The organism is Deinococcus aerophilus, from assembly GCF_014647075.1.
Lineage (GTDB): Bacteria > Deinococcota > Deinococci > Deinococcales > Deinococcaceae > Deinococcus > Deinococcus aerophilus.
The window spans coordinates 1-9,790 of sequence record NZ_BMOM01000056.1; the positions used below are offsets into that span (position 1 = coordinate 1).

Sequence of the window (9,790 nt, forward strand, 5' to 3'; positions counted from 1 at the left end):
GGTGGCATTTTCGGTTGTCACAAACAGAAAGTGTCCCCTACCGGGGACGCTTTCTCATACTTTGTGTCAGGCCGTCAGGGGTTGAGGGTCATGACGCATTGGCACGGTGAATGAACAGCCGGATCAACATCTCCAAGTTGACCTGCTTGCAGCTCAACGACTCTTGGCCAGAACGGCACCCGTACGGGGCCTGACCGCTCCTTTGTAGTCAGAGACGCAATACCGGACACATCAGTTGTCGTCCTGAAGTCTTCAACCCACGCGGTGGCCCACCGATGATGCCGGGAAAGAGGATCAGCGTGCCACCATTCACCCTCAGCGTGGTTCGCTTCCGGCTTCTGCAACCCAGCGCTCTGATGCTTACCCGGTCAACACAGCCGTATGCTACAGCCCAGACGTTTCCAGCGTCTCAGTGCCGTGATCGACCATGCGCCCGCCCGCGTACCGGGCCACGCTCAGCAGGGTCAGTTCCCAGGTGCGGCGCTGCGCGGCATGAACGCCGAGGATATAGGCCAGCCGGTCAATGTGCGAATGGCTGCGAAACAGCGACTCGATCTGGAGAAGCACGCGTCCCGGCGTCTGTCCTGGCAGGACCCGGAAGTCCGTGGTACCCGCCTCGGGATGGAGCTGCAGCGTACGGGCGCGGAAGCCCAGGGAATCCGTGTGTTCGATCATCACCCGCCCGCGCCGGATCAGGAACATCAGAATCCACAGACGGTCGCCCTGTCGCAGCGGCGGCACCGGGTGATCGAGGCCCCGGAACCACGCCAGCCAGCGGGGCACGTGGTCTGGAAGGTGGGTGCGCCAGTGTTCGGCGATCTCCTCAGGCTCCCGGGTACAAGCCTCGATCTCTACCCAGTAGCGCCTGCGGGTGAGCGGCCCCACACCGTCCTGCGGAGTGGAGGGGCGCAGGGGATGGCGCGGGCCTTTGAGGATCAGGGCGGCCGTCACGACAGGCAGCGCCCACAACAGGGAAAAGCGGGGGGACATGGAAGACCTCCAGGATGAATGTCAGATCGGCAGGGCAGGATCCAGGTGAGGGATGTTTATCCGGTGGCAGGAAGGGCTCAGGAAGTCCTGTGCAGGTGCGTTGAAGGCGTCGCCTCCCCAGGTTCAGCGGGCCCCTGTATCCAGTCGGGGGTGATTCGGGAGCGCCGCGGCACCGTGAACCGGTCTACGCGGTGAGTTCGCCGCCGGTGATGGCGTAGATGGCTCCGGTGGTATACGCGCTGTCGCCCGAGGCCAGCAACACGTAGGTGGCGGCGAGTTCGGCGGGCTGTCCGGGGCGGCCCAGCGGCGTGTTCTGGCCGAACTCGGGCGCAGAATCGGCGTCTCCCTGCACCACCAGGGGTGTCCAGATCGGTCCCGGCGCAACCGAGTTCACGCGGATGCCGTGTTCGGCGAGCATCTTGGCCAGCCCCTTCGTCATCGTGACAACCGCGCCCTTGGTGGAGGCGTAGGCCAGGATGTTCGGCGAGGGCTGGTACGCCTGCACCGACGACGTGTTGATGATGCTCGCTCCCGGCTTCAGGTGGGGCAACGCCGACTGGCACAGGTAGAAGATGGCAAAGACATTGGTGCGGTAATGCCGTTCCAGTTCCTGCGGCGTGACGTCTCCCAGGTCCTTGAAAGAGTTCTGGTACGCCACGTTGTTGACGAGCACGTCCAGCGCTCCAAATTCGGCCACCGTGCGCTCCACCAGCTTCTGGCAGTGCGCCGGATCACCGATGTCTCCGGCGATGGTCAGGGCCTGCCGCCCGGCCTCGCGCACCAGCCGCGCGGTATCCTCGGCGTCACGGTCCTCGCTGAGGTAGGAGATCACCACGTCGGCTCCCTCGCGGGCAAAGGCAATGGCCACCGCCTTGCCGATGCCGCTGTCGGCCCCGGTGATCAGGGCCACCTTGCCCTTCAGCTTGCCGCTGCCGTGGTAAGACGTCTCGCCGTGGTCGGCGGCAGGTTCCAGTCCGGCCTCGGTGCCGGGGTTGTCTTGGTGCTGCGGGGGAATGGCCGGTTCGGGCGTGCGCGGATCGTCATGGTGCGTCATGCCCGGTATTGTTGGCCGCCGCGGGGACAGAGAAGTTGAGAATTGGATCAAGGGGGAGGCATTCAAGAAGAGGTGAAGGGTCGATGCTGAGGGTTCCCCGGTTTTGCCTCTCTACCTCACCGCCACACATTGCCGACATTTCTCCGAATCAGAGCACAAGAAGCGGCTCAAGGTTATTTGCGACATCAGTTCCGGATGGCCCGGTCAGTTCACCTGCTTGACCTCATGGTATGGCGGTGTAATCCATGTGCCCGTCTCAGGCCACTGATTTTCCTGGGACGCCTCAAACCTCCTGCGGCGGAACAATTCGGTAGTCGATCGGTTTGAAGGTGCCGTTGTTGCTGCCTTCCGCCGAGCACGCGGTCAGGCCCACCACCAGATCCATCTCGGCGCGCAGTTCCAGCGACTGACCGGCCCGCGAGATCGGAGGACCGATCTTCACGCGGCCGTTCTCGCCCACCAGCACGTTCATAAAGATGTTGAGGGTGGTAGGGATCTGGTCGGGCTGGATGCCGTAGGGCGCGAGGGCCTGCACCAGGTTGCCGAAACAGCTGGGGTGTCCCTCGGCCGTGCCGGGTGGATACAGCAGTTCAAAGGTCTCGGTCGAACACGGCGTGAGCAGAAAGTCATGGCGGCCCACGTCGTCGCGCAGCAGGGTCAGCATCGGGCGGCTGCGGTTGGAGTACAGGATGTGCCCGGTGGTGAGGTAGATGGTTTCGTTGTAGTCGAAGGTCCGGCCGGAGGACAGCCACTCGCCGCTGTCGCTGTCCGCATAGGCCATCAGGTCGGCCACCTGCTCGCCGCGTGGGTCCGTCACGACGAGCACGTCACCCCGGCGCAGGCGAAAGGCGGTGCCGCTCTGGGGGGGAATCCGGTGGGTCTCGGCCTGGGAAACAGCTTCAGTCATGGGCATTCTCCTGATGAAAACGTCGAGCGGCGGACAGAAAGGGGCAGCGGTCAGCGTCCGCGTGTGCCTCTGGAATGCGCAGATTATCCGGTAGGGCGGGAAAGGGGGCCTGCCACTCGGGCTCCACCGCGCGGCCCGAGTACTGCCGGGCCTCGGACGCCTGCCCGTGGTCGGCCAGGTTGGGATTCAGACTGCCCTGCAACTTCATCTCGCGGCTCCGGATCGTGTCCTGGAAACGGGACCAGCGGCCGTCGCGCTTCAGCGCCTGGAACTGCCGGTGCGCGTTGAACACCAGCGTCGGGTAGGGAAAGGCCCGCGCGATGCGGCTGCTGCGCGGATGCCCGCCGATAACGAAAAAGGCCCGCCCCGCGAAGGAGAAGCCGAAGGTGGGGTCACGGGGATCGGCACTGACCTCGGAGTTGTAGGGCGAGGCGTCGGCGCGGTGCAATGCCCGAAGTTGCTCCCACAACCGCGCCTCAAAGGCAGTTTCGTCCATATCACGTGGTCCCCGGAACACGGCGACCATGGTCGTAAAGTCGGAGTCCATACGGTCCTGGTCGCGGCAGAAGCGCTCCAGATCGCGCGCAAGGGCCGCCGTCGTCTCGGGGCTGCCCAGTTCGCTGTAGTTGGCGAAGGCGTAGTTGTCGGTATTGAAGGCCGCCTTGGCTGCCACGCAGGAGAAATCGGGAGCCAGGATCCGGTCCCGGAAGACCCGGTGGGCACGGCGCACGAAGGAACCGCCCGCCGTGCCCTGTAATTCACCGCTTTCAATCAGGTGGTAGCTGCTTAAACTGTCCCCTGCCGAGGTGTTATCGTTGAGCATGGCTCCTCCACTTTCCGCACGGCCCTGAAGAAGCCGGGTGCGGGGTTGTCGTCCGCCGAACCTAACGGCAGGCGGCCGACCACTCTGTGGAGTTCGCCCCTAACTCAAGGAAAAACAGCGAGCGGTGAAGAAAGCCCGAAAGGTCGTCTCAGACGAAACTGTGGTCCCGGCCCGTGTATGCGGCCGGCTGGGCCGCGACGGACAACAGGCCAGACCGCCGCCGCTTTCAGGGGAAGCGGCGTGATCAACCGCCGATGAAGGGCGGTCCGGGCAGTGACCTCAGCCGCCGGTCTCTGACCTCAGGCGCGGAAGACGTCCACCCAGGTCCCGGTCGCCGAGGACTGTTCCCAGGCCTCCAGAACCGCCTGGATGCGCACCCCCATGGTGAAGTCGACCAGGTCGCCCGAGCCGCCGCGCACGCGCCCCACGAGCGCCCGGACCAGCCGTGTTCCTGCGGCCCCCTGCTCTCCCTCAACAGGCACGGGTTCAGGCGGCGCCTGACCCTGCGCCGCCACCGGCCTTGCCCAGTTCACCAGCCCGGCGGTGCCCGCTAAGCCGTATACGGTCAAGCTCACCTGCTCGGGGCGGGGCACGTTCGTCAGGCACGACACGACGACCAGAGACCCATTTTCAAGTTCCAGCGTGCCGAGAGCAGCGATTTCACAGGCGTCCGGATCGTTGGCGGGGTACTCGGTGTGGGCCCACACCCGCGCGACTGGACCCAGCGTGGTCAGGATGACGTGCAGCAGGTGCGGCCCCACCTCACGGATCGGTCCGCCCTGCTCCCGACCGCCGATCCAGGGGTTTTGCTGCCACCCGCGCGGCCACTGCGGAAACACCAGGGTCAGCTCGGTGCGGCGCAGCGTTCCGAGTTCGCCCCCCTGAACAAGGTGGTGAAAGGTCTGAATGCCCGGGTCACCATGCAGCGGCAGATTCAGAGCGTGCACGACTCCCCTCGCCTGCGCCGCACGCTGCAGGTCCCGCGCTTCGTCCAGCGTGAGGGCCAGCGGTTTCTCGCACAGAATGTGCCGGCCCGCCGCGATGACGTCCAGTGCAATGGCGTGGTGGTATTTCGGCGGCACGGCCACATACACGAGGTCCAGATCGGTCTCGTCGAGCATCCGGCGGTGGTCCGTCCAGGCCGAGGCCGCCAGCGGTTGGGCGGTCCTTTCCGCCAGGGAGACGTCGATATCGCACACGGCCGTCACGCGCACCTCGGGATGGGCCGTGAAAGCCTTCAACAGGTTCTGGCCGATGGCCCCGAGGCCGATCACGCCCACCCGAATGGAACTGGTCATCTGATTCTCCTTTGATTCCGCAACCGCCCCCTGATTTTGCCAGGGGTGGGGAGGGGAAGTTCAGTCTGGTCGAGACTGAAGATGAATATGACTTCCCCCGGACGGCGGCACAAGTTGAGGATGGCCCGGTGTCGCGGTTCTTCCGCCGGTTTCTACAGAACTTCCAATCACCTTGATCCAGCGTGAGGTAAAAGCCCTGGGCCTTCGACCTGGCCTCTGAAATTCAGTGGACCATGTCCCGCGCCCAACCCAGGCGCACTCCGAATGGCCGACTGGACATAGGTGTGGGCGGCCCGCACCGCACCGGGCAAAGACATTCCCCGTGCCAGATTGGCCGTGATCGCCGCCGAAAGGGTGCACCCCGTTCCATGCGTGTGGCGGGTGGCCTGCCGGGGCGCGTGGAGCAGCAACCGGACCTGTGGGGTCCGCAGCTCATCGGTCACGGTCGCGCCGTCCGCGTGTCCGCCCTTGAGAAGCAGCGGCAGACCGCCGGGAATGTCTGGCCCGAACAGGGTCTGCGCCTCGGGCAGGTTCGGCGTGATCAGGGCGGCGAGGGGCAGCAGCTCGTCCCTGATCACCGCCACCGCGCCCGGGTCCAGCAGCGCGTCCCCGCTCTTGGCCAGCAGCACCGGATCCACGACCACGGGCAGGCCACGTCCCCGCAGCGCCGCCGCCACCGCCCGAATCAGGTCCGCGTGGCCCAATGCCCCGGTCTTGACGGCGGCCACCGGAAAGTCGCTCAGCACCGCCTCGATCTGCGCCCGGACCAGTTGCGGCCCAAGCGGTCGCCCCCCGAGCCGCTTCGTTGACCGCCCTGTCCGCGATCCGTTTGGGGGATTGGCGTCTGAAATCGCCGGATCCAGCGTACGGACCACGACGGTCCCATACCGGCAACTGGCTTAGGGGCGAGCGGCCGGTGGCCGCACTTTGATTGCCATGCGGGGCGAACTGCGGTTCCTACCTTCGCCAATTGTTCACATGAACGGGACATCCTTTGGATGAAGCAGAACAGGGAGGCCACGACAGGCCCGCACCGTCCCCACGCACACGGGATCCGTGGTCTCGGGCTTCGCGTCCTCTGATCTGTCAAAGCAAGGAGAACCCCACATGAATCCTGAACTCAACCGCGTCCATCCGACTTCCATTCCAGCGCCGGAACGGCCGAGGCGGGCTGCCCGGCTGCTCGGTGCACTGGCACTGGGCTGCAGCCTGCTCACCTGCGCCCAGGCCCACGGCGGAGCGACGACGTCCAGCACCTCAGTCTCAGAACTGCCGGTGGGCGACGGCCACGTCACAGACACTCCTCAGGTGGGCAACGTCTACTCCTGTTCGACGACGTTTCGTACGGGCGGCGCCCGTCACGTCGGCGACTGGTTCCACGGCGAAACCTGGAACCCGCTGGAGAAACCACACGTTCAGGGTGAGGTTTTCTGGCCGGAGGCGTGGCTCAAGCTTTCGGCCACGCAGACCCTGCTCAATGTGCAGGGCAACGGCCTGCCCGTGAATCAGCCGACCGGCAGCTTTCCCATCGCACGGACCGATCCGGTGTACGCCTACGACACCAATCCCAATCCCATCACGCAGGTGGACCTGAACTTCGACATTCCGCTGGAACCGGTCAGGGCGGCCCAGCCCGGCTGTCTGGGACTGGGGATGATCGGGTTCACCCTCACGGGCGTGGCGTTTTACAACGCGCTGGACGATGCCGGCAACGACGCTGCCGCGCATGAGGTTCAGGACCTCTGCAACGGCCATCCGCAGGGCAAGGGCCAGTACCACTACCACAGCAGCTCTCCCTGTCTGCCGGGAGCGGACAGCAACGCCGTGGTGGGCTGGGCCCTTGACGGGTATCCCATCCTGGGAATGCGTGACGCTGGGGGAACACTGTTGACGAACGCGGCGCTCGACGCCTGCCATGGGCGCGCCGAATCGGTGAACGTCGATGGGCGCACCTACGACTACGCTTACCGCCTGACCCCGGAATACCCGTACCTGCTGGGTTGTTACACCGGGGAGGTGCGGTCTGAAACCACGCGGGACATCCGCAGTTCGCTGGGGCCGCCTACGCCGCGCGGACCGGATGGCCGTCCCAGCACACCGCGTCGACCCTGAAGGCTGGCTGCGCAGCGTTTAAGCAGGGGGATGTGGGCCTGCCGAACCCATGCCTGTCATGATTCCAGCCTTTGACCGTGGCCTGTGGGCCGGCGGGCTTTGGTGGCTTCATACCTCAAAACATCGCCATCTTCGTTGGTGGCGAGGGACGACTGGAAGGTGGCCTTTTGCTGTCTGGGACGGTCAAGAATGAAGCCATTGGCCGCTGGGCAGTGAGTGCCAACAATTGTGCGCTATACTTGCCACGAGTGTTCTTTAGTACGGACGGGCCCAGGGGTGCTCTAGGTGATCTACCCGACGTCCTTTCGTACTTGGAATTCGAGGAGTAGAACATGGCTACAGGTAAAGTGAAATGGTTTAACGCAGAAAAGGGCTTTGGCTTCATCGAAACGCCCGGCAGCCCTGACGTCTTCGCGCACTTCAGCGCGATCCAGAGCAGTGGCTTCAAGAAGCTGAACGAAGGCGACGAAGTGGAATTCGAAGTCGAAGAAGGTCAGCGCGGCAAGGGCCCCCAGGCCAAGAACATCGTGGTCACGAAGGCTGCACCTGCACCTGCGTTCGGCGACCGCCCTCGCCGCGACGACCGCTGGTAATCGGAGCAAATTTTCAAGCTGGAGAAGGGAGCCTTTATGGGCTCCCTTCTTTTTGGCGGATTCGGCTTATTGGAGCTGCGACAGGATTCGGGAATCGTACTGCGCCAAGAAAAAGCGTGCAGGATGGGCTTTGCTCGAGCAATGTTCGGTATGCCTCATGGAGTCCCCGCTCAGTCCGGTGTCCTTCCACCCCAGGGGCGACACGTGCGCGAGCAATGGGTCGGGCACGTCCTGTCTTCTGGCGTGCAGGGCCTCCAACACCCGCCCGCAGGGCACGGAGATGCACGGTCCGCCCGTTCGGAGTCCCCCACGCTGCAGATATGGGCTCGGGTTTCACTTCGCCCACCCGGCTGATTTGTACACTGGGTAGATGAACCGTCCCCTGGCTTCGCTGCTACACGCCGCCGCGGTGGACCGCGGCCTACGTTCCGGGGATCGCTTGCCGGATGAGCGTGAACTGTTTGAGCTGGTTCGAGACATGCCGTACGCGCGCTCAAGTGCGCATGATCCGGAGGTGATCGTGCGCGAATGGCGTGGAACGTGTAGCACGAAGCACGAGTTGCTGGCCGCCCTGTACGCCGAACTCGGGTTGCGCAGCACGGTTTATGCCTGCACGCAGGAGATCCGATTGCCGCCCGGGGCCGCGCCGGAACTGGCCGAGTGGACTGACGGACCCGTGATAGATGTCCACAATTATCTGATTCTGCACGGGCCGGGTGGTGACCGGTTGATAGATGCGACGTGGCCGATCTCGACGCGGGCACTGGGGTTGCCCGCGAACGGGTGGGGACCGGATATGCAGATTGCGTGTGTTCCGCTGGAAACGTGGGCGCTGGAGCCGGGTACGGACGTGGCGGCATTCAAGGCGGCGCGGCTGCAGGAGCGCTACTCCCCTGAGGAACTGGAGCGGCGGGACACATTCATCCAGGCGATTGGCCGCCTCTTTACCAGAGGAGAGGAAACAGGAGCCTCCTCAGCGCCCGTCGGAACGATGGCCGCACCGCACGACGGTCCGGAGTTGGACCCAGCGTGACCATGGACGCCGCAAGGCGTTCACATGCCTGGGGACTGCCGGGAGCAAAAACAGGCAAAGCCGCTGTCACGGCCCGTCAATTATTTCCTCGCGGTACGGCGGCAAAGCTCGGCGGGCTGGGGAGGGGACTCACCCCTGGCCGATGTGCTTTGCCGCCGCCAAAAAAGTAAGGCCGCCCAGTCACGGGGGGCAAGGCCCGCCACTGTGTGGTCAGCCCTCAATCAAGCCGTGCTTGATGGCAAATTTATAGTCCTCTTCACTGAGCTGACTTTCGCGGCCCGCGTCACTCTCACGCTGAATCTGATCGCGACGGGCCGGGTCGCCCTCAAAGGCCTACTGATTGCCGTGGTGGGGGTAGAGAGATCTTCTGATTTCGTTATGTGATCCTTCGGCCCTTGGCAGAGCGGATGATTATGAGGGCGACGCGAGGAGAGCACCTATACCGTCCCGCGGTTGAATGACAACGTGCGACGCTCCGGATGGAACAGCCGCACCTGAAGCGCTCTCCTGCCTGACATACTGAGGTCCGCCGCTGCAGCGTGACCACAAGGCAGGCCAGGGGCCTCAGCCGGGGGGCACCTCCCGACTCAAACCGTGCCACGTGTGCCGCCAGATCTCTCCAGTCCGGGCGTTCACACTCAGCATCCCCTCGGCGCCTCCCTGACGGTAATCGAAGGTGTAATACCCGGACAGCGTGTGCCCTTCCTCCACCGTCGCGCCGGGCAGATACGTCGCCACAAAGGTCGATGCCAGGGTGCGGGCGTCCGCCTCGCTGTACGGCAACGCGCCCGCTGGCTCCCGCATTGTCCACCGCTCGGCAGACGCAGCGGTGTTCCAAACCAGATTCGGCCCGGGCTCCAAGCGAACAGTCCCGGTATACCGGTCCACCAGCACCTCCGCTAGAGCCCGTTTTGGAATTTCACGCCTCTCTGGGCGAGCAAATACCATGAGGAATGGCCTCTCAGACGTATGGTTCTGAT

At 64.5% G+C, this 9,790-nt stretch carries 10 protein-coding genes; 3 read left to right on the forward strand and 7 right to left on the reverse strand.

Annotation, left to right across the window (positions count from 1 at the left end; genetic code table 11):
- Window positions 1–384: 384 nt before the first annotated feature.
- The 6 genes from IEY21_RS16270 to IEY21_RS16295 all read right to left on the reverse strand — a co-directional run bounded on the left by IEY21_RS16270 (window position 385) and on the right by IEY21_RS16295 (window position 5,947).
- Window positions 385–990: a DUF1990 family protein gene (locus tag IEY21_RS16270; RefSeq protein WP_188905392.1), complete on the reverse strand. Its 606-nt coding sequence runs from the start codon at window positions 988–990 to the stop codon at window positions 385–387.
- A gap of 184 nt (window positions 991–1,174) precedes the next feature.
- Window positions 1,175–2,044, reverse strand: coding sequence for an SDR family oxidoreductase (locus IEY21_RS16275; protein WP_188905393.1), 870 nt, complete (start codon window positions 2,042–2,044; stop codon window positions 1,175–1,177).
- 283 nt (window positions 2,045–2,327) lie between these two features.
- Complete coding sequence (locus tag IEY21_RS16280) at window positions 2,328–2,951, reverse strand: DUF1989 domain-containing protein (RefSeq protein WP_188905394.1); 624 nt, start codon at window positions 2,949–2,951, stop codon at window positions 2,328–2,330.
- On the reverse strand, window positions 2,944–3,774 hold the full coding sequence (gntA, locus tag IEY21_RS16285) for a guanitoxin biosynthesis heme-dependent pre-guanitoxin N-hydroxylase GntA (protein ID WP_188905395.1): 831 nt from the start codon (window positions 3,772–3,774) through the stop codon (window positions 2,944–2,946). The genes IEY21_RS16280 and gntA overlap by 8 nt, the downstream gene beginning before the upstream one ends.
- Window positions 3,775–4,073: 299 nt before the next feature.
- Window positions 4,074–5,072, reverse strand: a complete 999-nt coding sequence (locus IEY21_RS16290) for a Gfo/Idh/MocA family protein (protein ID WP_188905396.1) — start codon at window positions 5,070–5,072, stop codon at window positions 4,074–4,076.
- Window positions 5,073–5,239: 167 nt separating this feature from the next.
- On the reverse strand, window positions 5,240–5,947 hold the full coding sequence (locus tag IEY21_RS16295) for a hydroxymethylpyrimidine/phosphomethylpyrimidine kinase family protein (RefSeq protein ID WP_188905397.1): 708 nt from the start codon (window positions 5,945–5,947) through the stop codon (window positions 5,240–5,242).
- Window positions 5,948–6,179: 232 nt separating this feature from the next.
- Here IEY21_RS16295 and IEY21_RS16300 point away from each other — a divergent pair, with 232 nt between their 5' ends.
- The 3 genes from IEY21_RS16300 to IEY21_RS16310 all read left to right on the forward strand — a co-directional run bounded on the left by IEY21_RS16300 (window position 6,180) and on the right by IEY21_RS16310 (window position 8,810).
- Window positions 6,180–7,184, forward strand: a complete 1,005-nt coding sequence (locus tag IEY21_RS16300; RefSeq protein ID WP_188905398.1) for a YHYH protein — start codon at window positions 6,180–6,182, stop codon at window positions 7,182–7,184.
- 332 nt (window positions 7,185–7,516) lie between these two features.
- Window positions 7,517–7,777, forward strand: coding sequence for a cold-shock protein (locus tag IEY21_RS16305; protein ID WP_188905399.1), 261 nt, complete (start codon window positions 7,517–7,519; stop codon window positions 7,775–7,777).
- A gap of 370 nt (window positions 7,778–8,147) precedes the next feature.
- Window positions 8,148–8,810 carry a hypothetical protein gene (locus tag IEY21_RS16310; protein ID WP_188905400.1) on the forward strand — a complete coding sequence of 221 codons (663 nt, stop codon included), beginning with the start codon at window positions 8,148–8,150 and terminating at the stop codon, window positions 8,808–8,810.
- A gap of 564 nt (window positions 8,811–9,374) precedes the next feature.
- Here IEY21_RS16310 and IEY21_RS16315 read toward each other — a convergent pair.
- Window positions 9,375–9,614 carry a hypothetical protein gene (locus tag IEY21_RS16315; RefSeq protein ID WP_188905401.1) on the reverse strand — a complete coding sequence of 80 codons (240 nt, stop codon included), beginning with the start codon at window positions 9,612–9,614 and terminating at the stop codon, window positions 9,375–9,377.
- Between the last annotated feature and the right edge of the window lie 176 nt (window positions 9,615–9,790).

Bases quoted from the DNA above. Each gene is read 5' to 3' on its own strand.
- IEY21_RS16270 (WP_188905392.1), bottom strand. From the start codon at position 990: ATGTCCCCCCGCTTTTCCCTGTTGTGGGCGCTGCCTGTCGTGACGGCC.
- IEY21_RS16275 (WP_188905393.1), bottom strand. From the start codon at position 2,044: ATGACGCACCATGACGATCCGCGCACGCCCGAACCGGCCATTCCCCCG.
- IEY21_RS16280 (WP_188905394.1), bottom strand. From the start codon at position 2,951: ATGACTGAAGCTGTTTCCCAGGCCGAGACCCACCGGATTCCCCCCCAG.
- gntA (WP_188905395.1), bottom strand. From the start codon at position 3,774: ATGCTCAACGATAACACCTCGGCAGGGGACAGTTTAAGCAGCTACCAC.
- IEY21_RS16290 (WP_188905396.1), bottom strand. From the start codon at position 5,072: ATGACCAGTTCCATTCGGGTGGGCGTGATCGGCCTCGGGGCCATCGGC.
- IEY21_RS16300 (WP_188905398.1), top strand. From the start codon at position 6,180: ATGAATCCTGAACTCAACCGCGTCCATCCGACTTCCATTCCAGCGCCG.
- IEY21_RS16305 (WP_188905399.1), top strand. From the start codon at position 7,517: ATGGCTACAGGTAAAGTGAAATGGTTTAACGCAGAAAAGGGCTTTGGC.
- IEY21_RS16310 (WP_188905400.1), top strand. From the start codon at position 8,148: ATGAACCGTCCCCTGGCTTCGCTGCTACACGCCGCCGCGGTGGACCGC.
- IEY21_RS16315 (WP_188905401.1), bottom strand. From the start codon at position 9,614: ATGCGGGAGCCAGCGGGCGCGTTGCCGTACAGCGAGGCGGACGCCCGC.